This window comes from Jatrophihabitans sp. (genome assembly GCA_036399055.1).
GTDB lineage: Bacteria > Actinomycetota > Actinomycetes > Mycobacteriales > Jatrophihabitantaceae > Jatrophihabitans_A.
The window spans coordinates 1-22,031 of sequence record DASWNX010000001.1 but is presented as its reverse complement, the minus strand read 5'-3'; the positions used below and the strand labels follow the sequence as shown (position 1 = coordinate 22,031).

Here is a 22,031-nt window from a genome sequence, read left to right as displayed (position 1 = left end):
GCCGCCGGCGAGGAGCCCATCGAGGAGGACGCGATCCTCTCCGACAGCGACGAGGGCCCCGACGCGCTGCGGGTGACCATCACGCCGATGGCGGCCCGCGCCTTCATCGCCCGCGCCCGTCGGGTGATCTCCGCGGGCCGGCCCTCTTGCCCGCTGTGCTCCCTGCCGCTGGACGCCACCGGCCACGTCTGCCCGCGGCAGAACGGCTACCGCCGCTGACCGGCGGCGTGCGATGAGCGAGCAACCCGCCGAGCCGGACCTCCGGCCCCCGGCCGACGACGCCGAGGCCCTGCACCTGCTGCGGACCGGCGAGATCGACCTCGAGGGCCGGATGCTGGATGCCTCGAACGTGACGCTGGTCGGCACGATCCGCTCCGGCGACGTCGGCGGCGAGTGCGTCTACAAGCCGGTCGCGGGGGAGCGCCCGCTGTGGGACTTCCCCGACGGCACCCTGGCCGAGCGTGAGGTGGCGACCTACCTGGTCGGCGCGGCGACCGGATGGGAGCCGGTGCCCCCGACCGTGCTGCGCGAGGGCCCGATGGGAACCGGCATGGCCCAACTGTGGATCGCCCACGACGACTCCTTCGACATGATCGGCGCCATCAACTCCGGCCAGTCACGGGCGTTGCAGCGAATCGCGCTGCTGGACGCGGTGGTCAACAACTCTGACCGCAAGGTCTCCCACCTGCTGCCGGTCACCGCAGGCCCGCCGGGGGAGGTCGAGCCGCACGTCTACGGCATCGACCACGGCGTGAGCTTCGCGACCGACAACAAGCTTCGGACCGTGTTGTGGCAGTGGGCCGGCGACCCGATCCCGGACGAGGGCATCGAGCTGCTGCGCCGGCTGACGCGGCTGCTCGAGCAGGGCCTGGGCGAGCAGCTGTCGCTGCTGCTCACGACCGCGGAGGTCAAGGCAGCCCGGCGCCGGGTGCAGCGGTTACTGGCCCGGGGGACGTTCCCGATGCCGCCCACCGACTGGCCGGCGATCCCGTATCCGCCATACTAGCCCGTTTCGGCTGGTACGGGCAGTAATCCGGGGCGACAGGTCATTGCGCCAGGCTCTTGCGAGAGCGAACTTTCGGTCGCCCGGTCGCCTCAGCGCGGAGGGCAGGATATGAGCTTTGTGTACTTTTAAACCTTTTAGTAATAGAATTCGGAATTGTCGGCTGGGGGGATGCGTGGTGACGGAACTCTTGCGAGGCGATAGGTCCTGCATGACGCGCCTGGAGGGCCAGCACCATCTCCTTGCCCTTCCGTCGAGGCGGGCTAATCGGGAGTTCTGGTGACCGCCGGAGACTCGTCGGAGTCGGGCCGGGTACCCACCTACCGCATTCTGGGCCCACTCGAGGTGACCGACAGGCAACACCGCCCGGTGCGATTGCCGCCCGGACGGCAGGAAGTGGTGCTGGTCCGTTTGCTGCTGGACGCGAATCGGGTGGTGAGCATCGACCAACTGATCGAGGCGGTCTGGGACGATCATCCACCCGCGACGGCCCGAACACAGGTCCAGATCTGTGTGTCAGGACTGCGCAGCACGCTGAGCGGCATCGGGCTGGACCGGGTCATCGTCACCAAGAGCTTCGGTTACCTGCTCGCTGTCGCCGATGACGAACTCGACGCAAAGGTGTTCGCCGATCAGGTCGCGAGCGCGAACGCGCTGGCCCTGCGCGGTGAGTTCGAGACTGCCGCGCAACTGCTGCGGGAGGCCGACGCGCTGTGGCGTGGAGCCGCCCTGAGCGGCACCACCAGCCGGACTCTGCAGGCAAGGGCCGCACACCTGGACGAGACCCGGTTGAGCGCTCTGGAGTCCTCCATCGACCTGGAGCTGCGGCTGGGGCACCACTACCGGCTGATCGGTGAAATCCAGAGCCTGGTTCTCGAGCATCAGCTGCGCGAGCGGCTGAGAGCGCAGCTCATGCTGGCGCTGTACCGGTCAGGCCGGCAGGCGGATGCCCTCGCGGCGTACCGAGCCGGCCGCGAGATTCTGATCGACCAACTGGGCCTGGAGCCCGGACAGGAACTGCGGCAGCTCGAGCATGCGATTCTCGTCGGGGACCCGAGCCTGGACCTGCCCCCACGTCCCCAGCCCGGAACCGTGGGCCCGGCACGCAAGGCGTTCCAACTGCCGGCCGACATCGCGGACTTCGCCGGCCGGTCGGCAGTGATCGGCCAGCTGGAGAACTTCGCGCTGGCCGGCCACCATCGACGCGCGGCCTGGGTTGCCGTGATCCAAGGCAGTCCGGGCATCGGCAAGAGCGCAGTGGCAGTACACGTCGCGCATCGGGTGGCCGAGGGGCACTTTCCGGACGGCCAGCTCTATTGCGACCTGGGTGGCACCCGGCCCGAGCCGACAACGCCCGGCGAGGTACTGGGACGGTTCCTGCGCGCCCTGGGGATGCCCGGCCCGGCGATTCCCGACTCACTGGACGAGCGCGCCGAGATCTACCGCAGTCTGCTAGTGGACAAGCGAATTCTGATAGTGCTGGACGACGCCGCTGGAGAGAGCCAGCTTCCGCTGCTGCTTCCCGGCGCCGGTGACTGCGTGGTGTTCGTGACCAGTCGGGTGAGGCTGACCGGGCTGCCGGGTGCCCGCACGTTCGACATCGACGTGATGGACTTCGACGAAGCGCATCAACTGCTGTGCAACGTCATCGGGCGGGATCGGGTGAGTGCGGAACCGGCAGCCGCTGCCACGCTCATCCAGCTGGTCGGAAGGCTCCCGTTGGCGCTGCGTATCCTGGCCGCGCGGCTGTCTGCTCGACCCAAGTGGTCGCTGGCCTGGATGCTGGAACGACTGTCCGATGAACGGCGCAGGCTCGACGAGCTCGCGCACGGAGATCTCATGATGCGAGCCAGTCTGGCGCTCACCTATAACAGCCTGAAGCCCGCCGGCCAGAAGTTGTTGCGATTGCTGGGCGGTCTGGAGTTCTCTAGCCTGCCTCGCTGGGTGGCTGCCGCATTGCTGAACGAGGACTTCGACCGAGCCGTCGACCTGCTCGAAAGCTTGGTGGACGTCCACATGCTGGAAATCGACTCGATCGACTTGGACGGTAGCTTCCGGTACCGGCTCCACGACATGATCCGGTTGTTCGCACGGGAACAACTGGAGGAGCAGGAGCCTGCCGAAGAACGGGCGGCAGGTTTGCTGAGGATCGCCGACGGCTGGCTCTCGATGGCCAGCGAGGCACACCGGCGGGTGTACGGCGGCGACTACACCATCGTGCACGGCTCGACGCCGAGCTGGCAGGTGGAGCGTGCCTACCTCGACGCCGTCCTGTCCGACCCACTGAGCTGGTTCGAAGCCGAGCGGCGGAACCTGGCGGCGGCGGTCTCCTTGGCAGCGACAGCTGGTTTGACCCAGCATTGCTGGGATCTGGCCGTCACCTTGGTGACTCTCTACGAACTCGGTGGTGACGCCGACGCCTGGGAGCACACGCACCGGATAGCGCTTGCCCAAGCGGAGGCGGCAGGCGACCGGCGGGGCGCTGCGGTGGTGCGGTGCTCGATGGCCTCGTTGCAGCTGAGCCGGAACCAGCCGACCACCGCTCGAGAATTGGCAGAAGCGGCACTGGGGGTTTTCCTGGAGCTGGGCGAGCTGCACGCGCAGGCTATGGCGCGGCGCAATCTGGCGTTGGCCGATCACCTGACCGGCCGGTCGGGGTCAGCCGCCGACGGCTACCGCGCGGCCCTGGTCTGCTTCCAGGCCGCCGGGGATATCATCGGTCAAGCCCATGTGCTGGCGCAATTGGCCCAACTAGAGTTGGACACGGGGGACCTCGCCGGTGCCGAGGAGCACCTTGGCGAAGCCTTGCGTATCTGCCGGGGCGTCGACAACCAGCGGGTGGACGCCCAGATCCGCTACCGGCTCGCCAGAGTCATGGTGGCTCAGCGCCGTTACGATCGGGCGGAGCGCCTGCTGTCCGTGGCCTTGTCCGCGGTTCGGCAGAGCCACGACGTGACCGGCATGTCGCTGATTCTGGCGCGACTGGCAGAGATCAAGGCCGATCTCGGCCAACCAGAGGAAGCCAAGGAGTTGCTGCTCGAACTGCTCGCGTTGCGGGAGCGCACCGCTGATATCCAGGGCGGAGCGCAAGTGCGCGCGCAACTGGCTGAGCTGGGCGCCTAGGCCGGCGGTGCGGTGCGAGCGGGGGCTCGCTCACGCCTAGCGAGCGGGGATCCACGGGGTGTCCTGCGGGCTGACAGCTGCGGCCAGGTGGGTGTGAGCGACGGCCGGTGCCGAGGCGTGCACGGGAGTGGATAACAGCATCGAGCCGATCACGAGGGCGACGGCGCTGAGGTAGCTGGCTTTGATCGGATTCATTGGTGTTCTCTTCCTGTTCAGCCATCCGGGCGCGATCTTGTCACGCTAGGAAGCGACGCCATTTCCTCCTTATCACCGCGCTACTAACGCTAACGCCCAGGCGAGTCGGTGTTCATTGGCTACTCGATAGGGCGGCGATAGTAGCCGCCGGATGCTGTAGTCAACGGGTACTACGAGGCTGGGACCAAACATGCAGAATCCGAACGCGCAGCAACGGCTTGCTGAACTATTACGCCGTCACAGGAACCGCAGGGGAATGACCCAACGGCAGCTGGCTGACCTGTCCACCGTCAGCGTGCGTGCGATTCGTGACCTGGAACTAGGTCACACGCTCCGGCCGCAACACAACACCCTTCGACTGATCGCCGACGGCCTCGGCCTCGACGGCAGCGGCCGTACCACCTTTATGGCGAGTGCCTACAGCCAGGGCGAGGAGTCGAAGTGGCGTCAGGACTTGCAGCTCATGGCCCCTCCCGTTCCGTTGACGCCGCTGTTGTTCCGGGACATGGAGCTAGCGGCACTGACCGAACTGGTGGGCAGCTTCGGGCATCGGCTGGTCACGGTGACCGGACTACCTGGTGTCGGCAAGACCAGGCTCATGATCGAGGTGGCATGCCGGCTCCACGACACTGGACGGTCACCGGTGCTGTGGAGCTCCCGGGACACCACTCAGGATCCGGGCCGGGCCGGTCCACTCGCCACGGCGATCCGCGCCGCGGTCGGGGCGGCTCCGCTCACCCTGGCCGGTCCTCTGGTAGCCGGGGCGAGCACGGAGAGCCTGGCCTCTACCGTGGAAGACCACTCAGTCCTGCTGGTACTCGACGGCTATGAAGCCGCAGACCTGGACGCGACCGGGGTGGCTCACCTACTGCAGAGCTGCCGATCGCTGCGAATTGTGATTACGGCCAGAGCGCCGATAAGTATTCGCGGCATGCGGACCGTACCCCTGGCCCCACTAGCCGTGCCGGCGGCACGGGGCGACAGCGCGCTTGCCTTGCTCGGTTCGGTGCCCTCCGTCAGCTATCTCGTGCGCCTATTGCGCCACGAGCAACCGGGATTTGAACTGAACCCTGCCAATGCCGGCCCGGTGATCGAACTGTGCCGCCGGCTCGACGGGCTGCCGGCCGCGTTGGACAGCATCGCATCGTGGCTCAGCGTCTACACCCTGGACTTGTTGCTGGAGTGTGTGCGCCTCGACCCGTTCAGTGTGCTCACCCCGCTCTCCGATACCGGGCAGTGTGACCTGAGCAGTGACTTGACCAACGCCATCGACGGGCTCGACCCGGCCGATGCGGTGTGGCTCGACCGGCTCGCCAGAGTCGAGACCAGCTGGTCATTGGGTGATGCCGCCCGGCTGACCGGGCAGTCCGCACCCGCCTGCGCCCAGTTGATCAGCCGGCTGTTGGAGCGTGGCCTCGCCCGTGCGTGCGACGAGAGGCACCAGAGCGGCTTCAGAGTGCTGGATCTGGTCAGGGCACGACGGGCCGCACCAGCATCGGCCGACCTCGTGCAGGCGGTGTGAGCAGCCGCCAGCGTTAGCGATTCTGCCGCTCTGCCGCCCCGTGAACTGCCTCACCAGCGCACATCATCGGGCTTAATTTCACAACAGCCCCCCGTCAGCTCCAGCACAGTGAAGGTTGGAACCTATGAACCACGCGCCAGGCGCGGCAGTGGCCGACATCATCGAGGAATGGCCACCGGAGCTCGCGCGCCATCTCGCCTCGCCGATCACGCAGGCCGCCATGCGCGTGCAGCAACAGGTACTGAATGCCGCTCGGGCCTTCCTGTCCGCCGAGGGGTTCATCGAGCTGCTGCCACCGGTGATCGGACCGGTGACCGACCCCGGAATCCGCGGGTCCAAGCAAATGGACGTGGACTACTACGGTCACCACTACAAGCTGATGACTAGTGGCATCCTGTACAAGCAGGCGTCCCTGCTGGCGTTCGACCGGCTCTTCTACCTCGCCCCCAACGTTCGGGCCGAGCCACCGGAAACCTGCTCGACCCGTCGGCACCTGGCCGAGTTCCACCAGATCGACGTAGAGATTGCCGGCGCCAACCGGGCAGAGGCGCAACGCGTCGCGGAACAGTTGCTGGAGCACATCGTGCGGCACGTGCTCATTACTGCCGCCGACGACCTGGCCGCCCTGGGCCGCGATCCGCTGGCATTCGCCGGGCTGCTCGAGCAGCCCTTCGACGTGCTCACCCACCGGGCCGCGGTAGCGGCACTGCATCGGCTCGGCCACCAGCAGAGCCCGGACGCCGAGATCGACTGGATCGGTGAGGAACTGTTGTCCGAGCAGGCCGACCGGCCGTTCTTCGTGACCGACTACCCGAAGGGCTCGCGCGGCTTCTACGACCGCGAGAGCACCAGCGAGCCAGGCGTGCTGCGCAACTTCGACCTGATCGCCCCGGGCGGTTTCGGTGAGCTGGCCTCAGGTGGTGAACGCGAATCCGACTACTCCAGGGTGGTCACCAGGATGCGGGAAACCGGAGAGAATCCGGCGAAGTACCGCTGGTACCTGGAGATGGTGCGCCAGGGGCTGCCCGCCAGCGCGGGCTTCGGCATGGGTCTGGAAAGGCTGAACCGTTACCTGACCGGCCTTCATTCTGTCTGGCAGGTCAACGCCTACCCCAAGATTCCGGGACGGGTCGCGCCGTGAGCGAGCTGCAGGCTTTCGGGTTTCCTTCCGAGGAGATCGCACACCGGGCCCGGGTCGGAATCGCCGACGCGTTCCCGCCGGTGTCGGCCTATGGGCAGGCGGTGTTCGGTCAGAGCGGACAGCCGGCAGAGGGCGCCGCGGACCTGCTCGACCGGGCCCGGCTCGTCCCGCCGGTGTTCCTGCCGCAACGACTGGAAAAGCTCATCGAGCTGGGCCGGGAACCGCTGCCCTCGGATGTGGACCTGGTCACCGTGATCGGCGGTTTCAGGTCCACCATGCCGATGTACCTGTCCGCGTTCGGCTCTACCCGGCTGGGCAGCAGCGAGCTGGGGATCGCCGCCAGCCGACAGGCGGGCGCCGCCGGAATTCCCATGGTGATCGGGGAGAACGTGGTTCCGGTCAACGGCTACCGACGCGACGACGCCGGTGTCGTGAGCACTCTGCTCGCCCGGCTGCACGCATATTCTGACGAAGTGGCCGACGCAACAGGGGGGGTGGTGGTGCAGCAGAGCACCGAGGACGCCGACGCCGAGGTGTGGAACCTGGTCTACAGCGATCCTGCCGTCGAACCGCTGCTTGCCAGCGGTCGGCTCGGGTTCGAGCTGAAGGTGGGCCAAGGCGCCAAACCGGGGCTGGGCGGCTTGACGGTGCTCGACCGGGCAGCCGCCAGCCGGGTCGGCAACCAGTACGAACTTGCCGACATCTTCGCCGAAGCCGGAGTACTGCGCTCGGGCAGCCCCGGCACGTTCACCGAGGAGATCCTGCGGCAGCAGATTCGGTTGATGCGCAACAACTTTCCACGTGTCCGGGTCTGGGTGAAGTTGTATCCGGGCCGGGACGTGGCCGAGGCGGCCCAAGTCGCGTGGGCCGCGGGTGCGGACGCGGTGACCGTGGACGGTGCCGAAGCCGGCAGCGGCTGGGCACCGAAGGCGTTCCTGGAGCACGTCGGCCTGCCCCTCGGCGAATGCCTGGCGCGGATCGGCAGCCCTTCGGGCTGCCTGCTCGCCTCCGGTCGGATGTGGGAGGGAGCCCGGACGGTGAAGGCGCTGGCCCTGGGCGCCACCGCGGTGGGGCTCGGCCGGGCCGCGCTGCTCGCCGTGGACGCCGATCCGCACGACGGCCTGCGCCGGTTGCTGGACTGCCTGGCATTCGAGGCGCGTCACCTGATCAGCGCGCTGGGTAAGTACACCGGTGCGGCGGTCAATGCCGACGATGTGTGGTGGCCGGACCGCCCATCAGTAGTCGCCGGCGAGTTGCCACTCACCATCGAGGTGTGTTAAACCATGCCTGAAGTGGTGGATCACAGCTTGCCCGTCGCGCCGCGGCAGGCGCCGACCCTGTGGCGTGACAAACGAACGCTGGGCTGGGCGTTAGGCCTCGGGTTTTCCGAGTTCGGCGACGAGATCTGGTTCGTTGCGCTTGCCTACACCGCGGCCCAGCTCGGCAGCCCTGGCCTGGCTGGCCTGGTGCTGGCCGCGGCGACGGTGCCCAGGGCAGTGCTGATGCTGCTCGGCGGAGCGCTGACCGACCGGTTCGACGCCCGCCGGTTGATGATCGGCGCGGATATCGGGCGGGTTCTGGTGCTCGTCGGAGCCCTCGCGATGCTGGCCGCCGGCGGTGTCTCGGTCGGACTGCTGCTCATTGTCGGGTTCCTGTTCGGTGTCGCCGATGCGTTGTACGGGCCGGCGGCCAGTGCCTTTCCCCGCCAGCTTGTGGTGAAGTCTGAACTCGGCCGGCTGTCGGGCCTTCGACAGCTGTTGGTCAGGTTCGCCGCGATCTTCGGCGCGCCGGTCGGTGGTGTGCTGGTGGCCGCATACGGCATCAGCGGTGCGATGGTCGCCGATGCGTTATCTTTCCTGGTCATTCTTGTTGTCTGTGTGCTGGTCCGGCCCCGATGGCCGAGGGCCAGGGCGACCGGGCACTCGGTGCTCAGTGACATGAGGGATGGCTTGCGCTACCTCAGGACGACACCGCGGGTGCGCGATCTGGTGGTGACGCTGTCCGGCCTGAACGTGTTCGTTTCGCCGGTGGTGGCCGTCGGTCTGGCGTTGCGGGTGTCCGAGCGTGGTTGGGGACCGGCGGCCCTCGGCCTGCTCAGCGGCGCCATCGGCGTCGGCGCCGCGGTCGGCACGCTCACCGGGATGCGCTGGCGCCCGGCGTACCCGGTGCGTACCGCGCTGGGGCTGCTGATCGTGCAGGCGGCCGGGCTGGCCCTGCTCGGCCTGCTGCCCTTCGGGTTGACGTTGGGCACGGTGTTCGCGATCGGCGTCACCGCCGGCCTGGCCTCGCCGATGCTGGTCGGCCCGTTCCAGGCCACCGTCGACGAGGAGTACCTGGGCCGCACGTCGGCCGTGCTGGGCATCTCCGACAACGGCCTGATGCCGATCGCCATGATCGGTTTCGGCGCGCTGGTGCAGGTCGCGGGGCTGGCTGCCTCGACGGTCGCCTTCGGCTGCGCGTTCGCGCTGTTACTGGGCCTGAGCCTGTCCCGGCCCCACATGCGGGCCATGCGAGCCGACGGATCGGGGACGGACGATGTATGACGTGATCGTCGTCGGCGCTCGGTGCGCGGGTGCGAGCACCCGGTCGGCTGCCTGGGGTCTGCTCGATCCGGTAGCGACGGATCAGTGGATGGCCGACCGGTACTTCTTCCTGCTGGCGGGGGCCTGCACCTTCGACGACTTCTTCACCGACACGTTCTTCTCGACCGCGATTCCCATCTAGCTCGCTCCGGAGGCGCTCCCGGACCGACCTGCCGGTCGGGGTCTCCGTCGTGCCAACACGCCAACCAGAAAGGCCTGGCCATGGAACCTGCCTGTCGGGCGAACCCGCACGCCCTGCGTCCTCAGCGCGAGATCGTCCTGTCGAGCACGGCGTCCGATTCCCACACCTGGAACCTGGTGTACCTGCAGCTGGTACTCGAGGAACTCGGTCACCACGTGGTGAACCTCGGCGCCTGTGTGCCCAATGAGCTGCTGGTGGCCGAATGCGAGGCGTGCCAGCCGGATCTGGTGGTGCTGAGCACCGTGAACGGCCATGGCTACCAGGACGGGCTGCGCGCCATCAGCGCCCTGCGCGCTTCTCCGAGACTGGCAGGCCTGCCGGTCATCATCGGTGGCAAGCTCGGCACCGCCGGTGTCGACGCCGAGCGCAGCGCGCGCTTGCTCGAAGCCGGGTTCGACGGAGTCTTCGTCGACGAACCCGCGGGCCTGCGGGCCTTCCGCGCCTTCGTCGCCGCGCTGCCCGTCGGCGTGCTGTCATGACCGGCGGGGTGTCCTTCGGCGAGTTCGTCAGCCGGGCCCAGCATGCCGGCCAGCTGGTGGTCCAGCCCCGGATGGGCATGAGCTCACCGGGCGAGATGCGTGCCGGCCTGCAGGCCACCATGCGGGCGCGCGCCGTCACGGTAGGCACCATCACGCTGGACAGCTTCACCCGGGTCGGTGACCATCACTCCGCGCGCTGCGCCCTGCGCGACGGCCACCCCCTGAACGGCTATCCCATCGTCGCGCACGACCTCGCCACCACCGCGGCAGTACTGGACGGGCTGCTGGAGAACGGCTTTCCGGTTCAGGTGCGGCACGGTTCGGCCGATCCCAGCGACATCTTCACCGCCTTGATGGCAACCGGGTTGAACGCCACCGAAGGCGGCCCGGTCTCCTACTGCCTGCCCTACAGCCGCCGTCCGCTCGTCGATACCGTGAGGATCTGGGCCCGGTGCTGTGAGCGGCTGGCCGACTCGTCCGGCCCGCAGGCCATCCCGCACGTAGAGACGTTCGGCGGCTGCATGATGGGTCAGCTGTGCCCGCCCAGCCTGCTGATCGCACTGAGCGTGCTGGAGGGCTTGTTCTTCCGGCTGCACGGGTTGCGCAGCGTCTCCCTCAGCTATGCCCAGCAGACCAATACCGAGCAGGACGTCGAGGCCATCAGCGCGCTGCGCGACATCGCCGGTGAGGTACTGCCCGACATCGACTGGCATGTCGTGGTGTATGCCTACATGGGGGTCTACCCGCGCTCGGCACCCGGTGCGCTGGCCCTGCTGGCCGAAGCGGCCCAGCTCGCGGTGCGCGCCGGCGCGGCCCGGTTGATCGTGAAGACCGTTGCCGAGGCACACCGGATCCCGACCATCGCCGAGAACGTTTCCGCGCTCGAGTCGGCCGCCGCTGCCGCCACCCGATCGCAGCGCGGTCAGCCCGTGTCCGATACCGGTATCCGCGACGAGGCCAGAAGCATCATCGACGCGGTGCTCGATCTCGATCCCGACCTCGACCGGGCGCTGGTGGTCGCATTCCAGCGCGGATATCTCGACGTGCCGTACTGCCTGCATCCCGACAATGCCGGCCGGACCCGCAGTCATATCGACGACGACGGCTGGCTGCGCTGGTCACGGGTCGGCGCGCTGCCGATCGCGCGACCGGCCCTGCGGGACGACGGCCTGACCTCCAGCGGCCTGCTCACCGCACTGTCCTATGTGTCGCGCCGCTTCGACATGCTCGAAAGTGCCGCCCGGCTGCCGCTCGCATCGCCGGTTCAGTGCTGAAAGCGTCGATAGCTTCCTATTCACGGATCGACATCATTCCCACGCGTTCCCAGGAGGGACCCAGATGAACACCAACCCGTTCGAGGACGAGGACGGCCGCTACCTGGTGCTGGTCAACGAGGAGAACCAGCACTCGCTGTGGCCGGCCACCATCGACGTGCCCGACGGCTGGACCGTGGTCCACGGCGAAGACAGCCGGCAGAACTGCCTCGACTACATCGACAGCCACTGGACCGATCTGCGGCCGGCGAGCCTGATAGCCGCCATCAACGGGTCCTGAGAGAACGCGCCTACCCAGAGCCTCGTGACCACCCCGAGTACCAGCCCATCCGAGGGGAATGCCTTGTCCGACCAGCTGAACGCCACCTACCGCCCGGTACCACGCACCACCGTGGTGGAGCTGGTGGCAGCGCAGGCACGCCGGACGCCGCAGGGTGAGGCCTTGGTCAGCGACAGCGGCAGCCTGAGCTACGGCGAGCTCAACGCCAGGACCAATCAGCTGGCGCGTGCCCTGGTGGCTCGGTCGGTCGGTCCGGAGGACATCGTGGCGGTGGCGCTGCCACGCTCACCGGAGCTGATCGTCAGCCTGCTCGCGATTCTGAAGGCCGGGGCGGCCTACCTGCCCATCGATCTCAACTACCCCGAAGAACGCATTGCATCACAGCTGGTCAATGCATGCCCGGTGCTCACGCTGGATGCCGCCGAGCTGGCCCGGATCGAGCTGAGTGGGCATTCCGAGGCGGACCTCACCGATGCCGAGCGGGTCCGCCCGCTGCTACCTGACCAGCCGGCCTATGTCATCTACACTTCCGGCACGACCGGCCAACCCAAGGGCGTGGTGGTGAGCCACCAGGCAATTGTCAACCGGTTGGTGGCTGTCCAGGACGAGTACCGGCTGCGCCCCGGCGATCGGGTGCTGCAGAAGACGCCGTCCACGTTCGATCCCTCGGTAGTCGAGTTCTTCTGGACGCTGACTCAGGGCGCGACGCTGGTGTTGGCCAAGCCGGACGGCCACCGGGACCCTGGCTACCTGGCCAGGGTGGCGCACGCCCAGCGAATCAGCGTGATCCATTTCGTAGCGTCGATGCTGCCTTTGTTTCTCGATGAATATCTCGCCGTCGACCCAGGCCGAGGTTCGTTGCGGCTGGTGCTGTCCGAGGGCGAGGGCCTGCCGATCGGAGTGGCCAACCGGTTCCGGACGAGCCTGGACGCGGAGTTGTACAACCATTACGGACCGACCGAGGCAGCTGTCGGTGTGACTGGTTGGCGCTGCGTACCGCTGGACGGCTCCGGCCTCGCGCCGATCGGCAAGCCCAGCTGCAACAATCGGGTGTACCTGCTGGACGCCCAGCTGCAGCCCGTGGCGGACGGCCAGATCGGTGAGCTGTACCTGGCCGGTCCGCAACTCGCGCGGGGTTATCTCAAGCGCTATGCCCGCACCGCGGAGCGATTCGTGGCATGCCCCTTCGGACCGCCGGGCGAGCGGATGTACCGCACCGGCGACCTGGGCCGGCTTCGAGAGGACGGCGATATCGACTTCGCCGGCCGGGTCGACGACCAGGTCAAGATCCGCGGCTACCGGATCGAGCTCCCCGAGATCGCCGGAGCGTTGGCCACCCATTCCGAGGTCGTTCAGGCAGCCGTAGTGGTGCGTACCACCCCTGCCGGCGACCTGGCGCTGGCCGGCTACGTGGTTCCGGTGGCCGGCCATGAGCCGGCTCCGGAGGAGCTGCTCGAGCATTGCGCGCAGTCGTTGCCCGAATACATGGTGCCCGCCACGGTCACGTTGCTGGACGCATTGCCCCTGACCGCCCACGGCAAGCTCGATCGTGCGGCGCTCCCGGCGCCGCTGCAACCCCGCACCGGCCGCGCTCCGGCAACCGCGGAAGAGGAGCTGCTGTGCAGAGTGTTCGCCGAGGTGCTCGGGCTGCCCGAAGTGGGAGCCGACGACGACTTCTTCGAACTGGGCGGTCACTCCCTGGCCACGGTAAGCGTGATCAGCCGGCTGCGATCCAAGGCTGGCGTGGAGTTGGATTTCGCGGCCCTCTTCCAGACCCCGACCCCGGCATCGCTCGCACCTCACCTGACGCGCGGTCCCGTTCGGGCGACGCCGGTGCGCATCGCGCGCCCAGCCCACCCCGTGCTGTCCCACGGGCAGCAGCGGTTGTGGTTCACCCAGCAATGGGAGGATTCCGGCACGGCATATCACGTACCTCTCGCCGTTCGGCTGCGCGGGCCGCTGGGCCGGGCCGCGTTGGCGGACGCCCTGACCGATGTGCAACGCCGCCACGAACCGCTGCGCACGGTCATCGACGAGCAGGACGCGACGCCACGTCAGCGGATACTCGATCCGCTGATCGAGCTGCCGGTGACCGCCTGCGTCGAAGCTGAGCTGGACGCGCTGGTCCAGGCTGCCATCAGCATGCCGTTCGACCTGTCGACCGAACGACCGCTGCGCGCCTACCTGTTCGAAATCGGGGCCGACCATCACGTGCTGCTGCTGGTCGTGCACCACATTGCCACCGATGGCTGGTCCGAGACGCCGCTGCTGCGCGATCTCGGGACGGCCTATCGCAGCCGGTGCGCCGGCTCGGCGCCGGACTGGCCGCCGCTGCCGGTCGACTACGTGGACTACGCATACTGGCACCGGCAACTGCTCGGGGAGGCCAGCCGGCCGGACAGCCTGCTCGGTCGCCAACTGGCGTATTGGAGCGAGGCGCTCGCCGGCCTGCCCGCCGAGATCGAGCTGCCCGCCGACCGGCCCCGTCCCACGGCGCCGAGCCACCGCGGCGGCACGGTGCCGGTCGTCCTCGACGCCGAGGTGAGCCGCCAGCTTCGGGAGCTTGCCCGCACCTGTGGTGCGACCTTGCTCATGGCGCTGCACGCGGGATTGGCCGCATTGCTGTCCCGGCTCGGAGCAGGCACCGACGTTCCGCTCGGCGGGGTGGTTGCCGGCCGGCCCGATGACACCCTGACCGATCTTGTCGGCCTGTTTGCCAACACCCTGGTGCTGCGTACCGACCTCACCGGTGAACCCACCTTCCGGCAGTTGCTGCAGCGGGTGCGGGAGAGCGACCTCGCCGCCTACGCCAACCAGGACACTCCCTTCGACCAGCTCGTCGAACGGCTGAACCCGCCGCGATCCCAGGCCCGACACCCGCTCTTCCAGACCATGCTGGTGCTGCAGACTTCCGCCGACGCCGGGCTGGACCTGACGCCGCTCGCCAGCACCGTGCTGCCGGTGGAAACCGGTTGGGCCAAGTTCGACCTGGCCGTGGAACTCAGCGAGTTCCCCGACGGCATACGGGGCTGCCTGCGTTACGCGGCCGACCGCTTCGACCGGTCCGCCGCGCAGGCGCTGGCCGACCGGTTCGTGCGCTTCCTCGGTGCACTGGTGGAGTCCCCGGATCACCCGACCGGTGACGTCGACATCCTGCTGCCCGGGGAGCTCTCGCCCCCAGCTGTCGAGCTTTGCCCGGTGCGCGACACCGTGCACGGCCTGTTCGAGCGCCAGTCGCTGGCCACCCCTCAAGCGACGGCACTGCTGTTCGGCGAGCAAGCCATCAGCTATGGCGAGCTGAACCGGCGCGCCAACCAGCTCGCCCACCACCTGATCGCCTCTGGCGTCCAGCGCGGAACCGTGGTGGCCGTGCACCTGGAGCGCGGGGTGTCGCTGGTGGTGGGCCTGCTGGCGGTGCTGAAGGCCGGTGCGGCCTACACCGTACTGGACGTGGCGTTCCCGGCCAGCCGGCTGGCCGCCGTGCTTGGCCAACTCGGCACCGAGGTGATGCTGTCAGACGGCCGGCATCCTGCTCAACTGCGCGACGTCGTCGCCCGGATCATCGACGTCGAGGAGGCGGCGGCCGCCGCCGGGCAATTTCCCGTCGGCTCGCCCGAGCTGGAAGTGGGAGCCGACGACCTTGCCTGTGTGATCTTCACGTCCGGCTCGACCGGCGTGCCCAAGGCGGTGCTCGCACCGCACCGCGCCCTGGTCGGCTCGCTGGCCGGCCAGCACTACTGCGGGTTCGGCCCCGGCGAGGTCTACCTGCAGTGCGCCCCAGTGTCCTGGGACGCTTTCGCGCGCCAGCTGTTCGGTCCGCTGCTGTCCGGCGGCTGTTGCGTGCTGCAGCCGGGCCAACGGCCGGATCCGGCCCGGATCGTCGAGTTGGTGGCCCGGCACTCGGTCACGGTCCTGGACACCGCGGCCAGCCTCTTCAACCACCTGTGGGACGACTATCCGGCAATCTTCACCGGCCTGCGATGGGCACTGACCGGCGGCGAGCCCGCCTCCGTCGCACATGTCTCGGCGGTCCGGGCAGCGCATCCGATCCGAGTCGTCAACGGCTACGGGCCGGTGGAGAGCATGGGGTTCAGCACCGCGTTCGAGATCGGGGACGAGCTCTTTCCCATCGGCGTTCCGATCGGCCGGCCGGTGCATTCCAAGCGTGCCTACGTGCTGGATTCGCGGCTGCGTCCGGTGCCGCCGGGCGCGCCGGGTGAGCTGTATCTGGCCGGGGCCGGGTTGGCCTACGGATACGCCGGCCAGCCCGGCTTGACCGCGGAGCGGTTCGTGGCCAGCCCGTTCTGCGACCGGATGTACCGCACCGGTGACCTGGTGCGCCAGCTCCGCGACGGCACCCTGGAGTACCTGGGACGCCGAGACGACCAGGTCAAGATCCGCGGCTTCCGGATCGAACCGGAAGAGGTTCGGACCGCGCTGCTGCGCCATCCGCTGGTGCGCCAGTGCGCGGTAGTGGTGCGGGAGGACGTGCCCGGTGATCCGCGCCTGGTCGGTTACCTGGTGGCTGATACCGACCTCTCCGTCGCGGAGGTGCGTGGGTTCGCCGCCGGCCTCCTGCCCGAGCACCTGGTGCCATCAGCCTGGGTATTGCTGGACGAACTGCCGCGCACCGTGAACGGCAAGCTCGACCGCGGCCGCCTGCCGGCGCCTGCCCATGCCTGCTCGCCGACAGCCCGGGCACCGCGCACCGCCGGCGAGCAGGCGCTGAGTGCCCTGTTCGCCGAACTCCTGGGACTCGATTCGGTGTCCATCGACGACGACTTCTTCCTGCTGGGTGGGCATTCGCTGCTGGCTATGCGGCTGGTCAGCCGGATCAGGGCAGAGCTGCAGACCGACCTTTCCATCATGACGGTATTCGAAGCTCCCACCGTCGCGGCGCTCGCCGAGCGGTTGACGAGCGCCAGAAAGGCTCGGCCGTCGCTGCGTCCGCGGTCCGTGCTGAAGGAGACTTTGTGACCCTCCTGTCCTTTGCCCAGCAGCGGTTGTGGTTCCTGGATCGGGTGGAGGGGCCGAACTCCACCTACAACACCGCCCACTACCTTCGCCTGGGCGGCGCGCTGGACGTGGCTTCGCTGCGGGCGGCGTTGTCGGACGTGGTCGATCGGCACGAGGCGTTGCGGACGGTCTTTCCAGAGGTCGACGGCCAGCCGTACCAGCGGGTTCTCGACGCCGGCCTGCCGCTGGAGGTGCGCACCCTCGACGATCCCAGCGAGGAGACGCTGGGGGCGGCCCTGCTGGAGGCCAGCGGTTACCAGTTCGACCTGGCGACGGAACCGTCCCTGCGGCCGGTCCTGTTCGCAGTGGGGCCTGAGGACCACGTGTTGTTGTTGGTGATGCATCACATCGCCAGCGACGGGTGGTCGTGGGACCCGCTGCTGCGGGATCTGGGAGTGGCCTATTCCGCGCGGTGTGCGGGAAAGCTGCCGGGGTGGCAGCCGCTGCCGGTGCAGTACGCCGACTACGCCGTGTGGCAGCGGGACGTGCTCGGCAGCGCGGAGGACCCGGACAGCCTGCTGAACGAGCAGTTGGCGTTCTGGCGTGCCACGTTGGCGGATGTGCCGGAGGAGATCAGCCTGCCCACCGATCGGCCCCGGCCGGCGACGCCGAGTGGTCGGGGTGCCGGGGTCGCGATCAATGTGGATGCGGCGACGCATGAGCGGTTGACGGGTGTTGCCCATGGCTGCGGGGCAACGTTGTTCATGGTGCTGCAGGCCGCGGTCGCGTGCCTGTTGGCACGGTTGGGCGCGGGGGCGGATGTTCCGTTGGGGACCGCGGTGGCGGGCCGGACGGATGCGGCATTGGACGAGTTGGTCGGCTTCTTCGTCAACACGCTGGTGTTGCGGGCCGATCTGAGCGGCGATCCGAGTTTCGCCGAGCTGGTCGGGCGGGTCCGTGAGGCTGACCTGGCCGCCTTCACCCACCAGGACGTTCCGTTCGAGCGGGTGGTGGAAGAGCTCAACCCCGACCGGGTGGCAGGGCGCCACCCCCTCTTCCAGACCATGTTCGTCCTGCAGAACAACAGCAACGAGCAGCCCGAGCTGGGGGAGCTCAGCGTAGGAACCGGAACGGTCGATATGTACCCGGCAAAGTTCGACCTCATCTTCGACCTCACCCCGACCGTGGATACCGATGGTCGCCCCGCTGGTATCACCGGCTCGCTGACCTATGCCACCGACCTGTGGGACGAAGTGTCCGTCGAGCGGATGGTGGAGCGGTTCGTGGGCCTGGTCGGGGAGTTGGCTCGGACGCCGCAAGCTCGGGTGTGGGGTGTCGAGGTGCTGTCGGCGCAGGAGCGGGGCTCGCTGGCGAAGTGGAACTCGACGGCGGTGGGGTACCCGGCTGAGCTCCCGGTTCATGGGGTGTTCGAAGCTCGGGTGGACGCTGCGCCGGATGCGGTGGCGGTGGAGTTCGGCGACCAGCGGGTCAGTTACGCGGAGCTGGATGGCTGGGCCAATCGGGTCGCGCGTCGGTTGTCGGCCCTCGGGCTGGGCCGGGGTGCGCTGGTAGGGGTGTGCGTTGAGCGCGGCCCGGCCATGGTGGCCGCGTTGCTGGGCGTGCTCAAGGCCGGCGCCGGCTACGTGCCGCTGGATCCGAGCCATCCCGATGAGCGGATCGCGGCGATCGTGGAGCAGGCCGGGCTGGCGGTGGTGCTGAGTCAGGGCGGTGTCGCGGAGCGGTTGCCCGAGCGGGTGCGGTCGGTGCTGATGGAATCGGTGCCCGCGGCGGACGGCGCTGACAGCAGCCGGCCGCGGGTGCCGGTCGGTGCTGAGGACGTCGCGTGCGTGCTGTTCACCTCCGGCTCCACCGGCCAGCCCAAGGGAGTGATGTCTCCGCACCGGGCCACGGTGCGCACCTTCACCGGGCAGGACTACGCCGATTTCGACCAGACCTGGTTGCAGAGCGCCCCGGTGTCCTGGGACGGGTTGTCGCTGGAGTTGTGGTCGGGACTGCTCAACGGTGGTCGCTGTGTGCTGGCGCCCGGGCAGCGACCCGATCCGGCCGGCATCGCCGAGTTGGTCAGCGCCCATCAGGTCAGCTCGTTGTGGTTGTCAGCGGGTCTGCTGGCCACCATCGCCGACACCCATCCCGAGGTCTTCGGCCAGCTGCACCAGGTCCTCACCGGCGGCGAGGCCCCGTCCGTGGCACACCTGAACCAGCTCCGCAGCCGTTTTCCGCGGCTGCGGCTGGTGCACGGCTACGGACCGGTGGAGAGCATGGTGTTCTCCAACGCCTACCAGCTCGACCACACCAGCGATGGCCGGATCCCGGTCGGCGGACCGATCAACAACACCCAGGTCCACATCCTGGATCCACGCCTGAACCAGCTACCACCCGGCGCTGTCGGCGAGCTCTACATCAGCGGCGACGGGCTGGCTCACGGCTACCTCAACCAGCCGAGCTTGAGCGCGCAACGGTTCATCGCCGACCCCTACGGCCCGGCCGGCTCACGGTTGTACCGCACCGGCGACCTTGCCCGTTGGACCGCTGAAGGCAGCGTGGAGATTCTCGGCCGCGCCGACAACCAGATCAAGATCCGCGGCTTCCGCATCGAACCCCGCGAGATCGAAGCGGCCCTCACCAGCCACCCTGACATCGCCCAAGCCGCCGTCGTCGCGCACGCCGACCCGGCCACCGGCAGCCGGCTCATCGCCTACATCGTGCCGAGCCCGGGCGCCGGCGTCACTCCGGCCGACGCCATCCAGCATGCCCAGCACCACCTGCCCGACTACATGCTCCCGGCAGCGACCGTCGTCCTCGACGCACTGCCCCTTACCCCCAACGGCAAGCTCGATTACCATGCGCTGCCCAAGCCGGAGATGCACGGGCTGTCGCAGGGTCGCGAGCCGCGGACGCCGCGTCAGCAGGTGCTGTGCGCGATCTACACCGACCTAGTGGGCGTCGCTGAGGTCAGCATCGACGACGACTTCTTCGCCCTCGGCGGCCACTCCTTGCTCGCCGCCCGGCTTGCCAGCCGGATTCGCACTGTCTTCGGTGTCGAACTCGGGTTGCAGGCGGTCTTCACCGCCCGGACGGTCGCGGCCTTGGACGCACTGCTGGATGGTTTGAGCGCGGCCCGGCCGCCGGTGCGGCCGATGTCGCGGCCGGACGTGGTGCCGTTGTCGCATGCGCAGCAGCGGTTGTGGTTGCAGGAGCGTTTGCAGGGGCCCAGCCCCGCCTACAACGTTCCGGTCGCGCTGCGGCTGGAAGGGGAGTTGGATCGGGTGGCGTTGGCTGCCGCAATCCAGGACGTGGTCGCCCGGCATGAGCCGCTGCGCACGGTGTTTCCAGAGCTGGACGGCCAGCCTTACCAGCACATCCTGCCCGCCGACGAGGCCTCGGTGCCGCTGACGCTCGCCTCCTGCACCAATGAGGAGTTGCCCGGCCGGCTGAACTCGGCCGCCCAGCAGTCGTTCGAGCTGGGCGGTGACCTGCCGCTGCGGGCGCGGCTGTTCACCCTGGCACCCGATCAGCACGTGCTGCTGCTGGTCATGCACCACATCGCCAGCGACGGCTGGTCGATGACCCCGCTGCTGCGCGATCTCACCGAGGCCTACACCGCACGGCGGCAGGGTAAGGCACCGGACTGGGCTGCATTGCCGGTCCAGTACGCCGACTACGCCTTGTGGCAACACGACCTGCTGGCCGCCACCGAGGATCCCGACAGCATCCTCACCAGCCAACTGGACTACTGGCGCACCGCATTGGCAGAGCTGCCGGCCCAGGCAACCCTGCCCGCCGACCACCCGCGTCCCGCCGAACCGAGCTATCACGGCGGCCTGGCGCAGGCTCACCTCGACCAGGCTCTGACAGCGCAGCTGATCACGGTGGCCCGGAACAACCAGGCAACGCTGGCAATGGTGCTGCAGGCCGGCTGGGCGGCGTTGCTGTCCCGGCTCGGCGCCGGCAGCGACATTCCGATCGGCATTCCGGTCGCCGGCCGCACCGACGAAGCACTCGATGACCTCGTCGGCTTCTTCGTCAACACCCTGGTGTTGCGCACCGACCTGTCCGGCAATCCGACCTTCACCGATCTGCTCCACCAGGTCCGAGACACCAGCCTGGCCGCCTACGACCACCAGGACCTGCCCTTCGATCGGCTCGTCGAAGAACTCAACCCCACCCGCAGCCTGACTCACCACCCCCTGTTCCAAACCATGTTCGTGCTGCAGAACAACACCGAGGCACACCTCGACATACCAGGCCTGGCCGCCGAGGAACTCCCGGTCCTGCGCGAGACCGCCAAGTTCGACCTCACCCTCACCGTGCTTGAGGGGCCCGACGGCTTGGACTGCCTGCTGGAGTTCGCCACCGACCTCTACGACGTGGTGACAGCCACCACCGCCCTGGAGCGGTTCGTCCGGCTGCTGAGCGGAATCGCGGCCGACCCGGATGGCCCGGTGAGCACGATCGATTTGCTGAGCGTGGGGGAGCGGGACTGGCTTCTCGACACCAGCACCGGCCCCCTAACCATTTCGACGGAGGTCGTGCACGAGGTATTCGAAGCCCAGGTGAGCCGCCATCCAGACGTGCCGGCTCTCGTGTTCGGCGACGAGGTCGTCACCTATGCCGAGCTGAATGCCGGCGCTAACCGGTGGGCTCGGCATCTGGCTGCGCGTGGAGTGCGGCGAGGGGATCTGGTTGCTGTGTGCCTGCCCCGGAGCGTGGAGTTGGTGACGCTGCTGCTGGCGGTGTTGAAGTCCGGCGGCGGGTATCTGGTCCTGGACCCGCAGCATCCGGCACAGCGGCTGACCGAACTGGTCGAGCACGCCCAGCCCGTGCTGAGCATCGTGGAATCCGGATCCTCCCACCGTTGTGCCGGACCGGTGCTCGAACTGGCCGAGGAAGCGGCCACGGTCGCCACCCTGCCGATCAGTGACCTCGGCATCCAGGTGTCGCCGTTGGACACGTTGTGTGTGATGTTCACCTCCGGCTCGACCGGCACCCCGAAGGGAGTGCTGACCCCGCACGGCGCGCTGAGCGCTACCCTGGTCGGTCAACGCTTCGCCGAGGCCGGCCCGGGCCAGGTCTGGTTGCAGTGCTCGCCGGTGTCCTGGGACGCCTTCGCCCTGGAACTGTTCGGTGCGTTGACCTCCGGCGGCACCTGCGTCCTGCAACCAGGCCAAACACCGGAACCCGCCCGCATCATCGAGCTGATAGCTCGCCATGGGGTAAGCGTGCTGCACCTATCGGCCAGCCTGCTCAACCACC

At 68.4% G+C, this 22,031-nt stretch carries 14 protein-coding genes; 13 read left to right on the top strand and 1 reads right to left on the bottom strand.

The features are described from left to right. From VGB75_00070 to VGB75_00060, 3 genes are all read left to right on the top strand, one after another. On the top strand, positions 1-219 hold a 219-nt coding region (locus tag VGB75_00070), incomplete at its 5' end, for a DUF3090 family protein (protein HEY0165409.1). A gap of 13 nt (positions 220-232) precedes the next feature. Continuing rightward, entirely contained in the window at positions 233-1,006 is a 774-nt protein-coding gene (locus VGB75_00065; protein HEY0165408.1) for an SCO1664 family protein, read from the top strand. Positions 1,007-1,282: 276 nt separating this feature from the next. Next, positions 1,283-4,126 carry a BTAD domain-containing putative transcriptional regulator gene (locus VGB75_00060; GenBank protein HEY0165407.1) on the top strand — a complete coding sequence of 948 codons (2,844 nt, stop codon included), beginning with the start codon at positions 1,283-1,285 and terminating at the stop codon, positions 4,124-4,126. A gap of 36 nt (positions 4,127-4,162) precedes the next feature. Here VGB75_00060 and VGB75_00055 read toward each other — a convergent pair whose 3' ends face one another. Then, a complete protein-coding gene (locus VGB75_00055; GenBank protein ID HEY0165406.1) occupies positions 4,163-4,321 on the bottom strand; it encodes a hypothetical protein in 159 nt (52 codons plus the stop codon). A gap of 190 nt (positions 4,322-4,511) precedes the next feature. On the opposite strand from VGB75_00055, the gene VGB75_00050 reads away from it, so the two are divergent. The 10 genes from VGB75_00050 to VGB75_00005 all read left to right on the top strand — a co-directional run. Continuing rightward, complete coding sequence (locus VGB75_00050) at positions 4,512-5,843, top strand: helix-turn-helix domain-containing protein (protein HEY0165405.1); 1,332 nt, start codon at positions 4,512-4,514, stop codon at positions 5,841-5,843. Positions 5,844-5,967: 124 nt separating this feature from the next. Further along, complete coding sequence (locus tag VGB75_00045; GenBank protein ID HEY0165404.1) at positions 5,968-6,984, top strand: asparagine synthetase A; 1,017 nt, start codon at positions 5,968-5,970, stop codon at positions 6,982-6,984. After that, positions 6,981-8,264, top strand: a complete 1,284-nt coding sequence (locus VGB75_00040; GenBank protein ID HEY0165403.1) for a glutamate synthase-related protein — start codon at positions 6,981-6,983, stop codon at positions 8,262-8,264. The genes VGB75_00045 and VGB75_00040 overlap by 4 nt, the downstream gene beginning before the upstream one ends. A 3-nt stretch (positions 8,265-8,267) precedes the next feature. Then, positions 8,268-9,527 (top strand): MFS transporter, encoded by a 1,260-nt coding sequence (locus VGB75_00035; GenBank protein HEY0165402.1) that lies wholly within the window; start codon positions 8,268-8,270, stop codon positions 9,525-9,527. After that, positions 9,520-9,708 (top strand): hypothetical protein, encoded by a 189-nt coding sequence (locus tag VGB75_00030; protein HEY0165401.1) that lies wholly within the window; start codon positions 9,520-9,522, stop codon positions 9,706-9,708. Before VGB75_00035 ends, VGB75_00030 begins: the two co-directional genes overlap by 8 nt. An 80-nt stretch (positions 9,709-9,788) precedes the next feature. Then, the gene (locus VGB75_00025) at positions 9,789-10,247 is read left to right on the top strand and encodes a cobalamin-dependent protein (protein ID HEY0165400.1); all 459 of its coding nucleotides are present in this window, start codon (positions 9,789-9,791) and stop codon (positions 10,245-10,247) included. Then, positions 10,244-11,521, top strand: coding sequence for a methylaspartate mutase (locus VGB75_00020; GenBank protein ID HEY0165399.1), 1,278 nt, complete (start codon positions 10,244-10,246; stop codon positions 11,519-11,521). Before VGB75_00025 ends, VGB75_00020 begins: the two co-directional genes overlap by 4 nt. Before the next feature lie 64 nt (positions 11,522-11,585). Continuing rightward, positions 11,586-11,801, top strand: a complete 216-nt coding sequence (locus VGB75_00015; protein HEY0165398.1) for an MbtH family protein — start codon at positions 11,586-11,588, stop codon at positions 11,799-11,801. 63 nt (positions 11,802-11,864) lie between these two features. Then, a complete protein-coding gene (locus tag VGB75_00010; protein HEY0165397.1) occupies positions 11,865-16,778 on the top strand; it encodes an amino acid adenylation domain-containing protein in 4,914 nt (1,637 codons plus the stop codon). Further along, positions 16,775-22,031 (top strand): amino acid adenylation domain-containing protein (locus VGB75_00005; protein ID HEY0165396.1); only part of this gene is annotated, 5,257 nt, incomplete at its 3' end. The genes VGB75_00010 and VGB75_00005, both read left to right, overlap by 4 nt.

Excerpts from the sequence above, each read along its gene's own strand:
- VGB75_00055 (HEY0165406.1), bottom strand. The coding sequence starts at position 4,321 with ATGAATCCGATCAAAGCCAGCTACCTCAGCGCCGTCGCCCTCGTGATC.
- VGB75_00030 (HEY0165401.1), top strand. The coding sequence starts at position 9,520 with ATGTATGACGTGATCGTCGTCGGCGCTCGGTGCGCGGGTGCGAGCACC.
- VGB75_00050 (HEY0165405.1), top strand. The coding sequence starts at position 4,512 with ATGCAGAATCCGAACGCGCAGCAACGGCTTGCTGAACTATTACGCCGT.
- VGB75_00025 (HEY0165400.1), top strand. The coding sequence starts at position 9,789 with ATGGAACCTGCCTGTCGGGCGAACCCGCACGCCCTGCGTCCTCAGCGC.
- VGB75_00015 (HEY0165398.1), top strand. The coding sequence starts at position 11,586 with ATGAACACCAACCCGTTCGAGGACGAGGACGGCCGCTACCTGGTGCTG.
- VGB75_00020 (HEY0165399.1), top strand. The coding sequence starts at position 10,244 with ATGACCGGCGGGGTGTCCTTCGGCGAGTTCGTCAGCCGGGCCCAGCAT.
- VGB75_00035 (HEY0165402.1), top strand. The coding sequence starts at position 8,268 with ATGCCTGAAGTGGTGGATCACAGCTTGCCCGTCGCGCCGCGGCAGGCG.
- VGB75_00045 (HEY0165404.1), top strand. The coding sequence starts at position 5,968 with ATGAACCACGCGCCAGGCGCGGCAGTGGCCGACATCATCGAGGAATGG.
- VGB75_00065 (HEY0165408.1), top strand. The coding sequence starts at position 233 with ATGAGCGAGCAACCCGCCGAGCCGGACCTCCGGCCCCCGGCCGACGAC.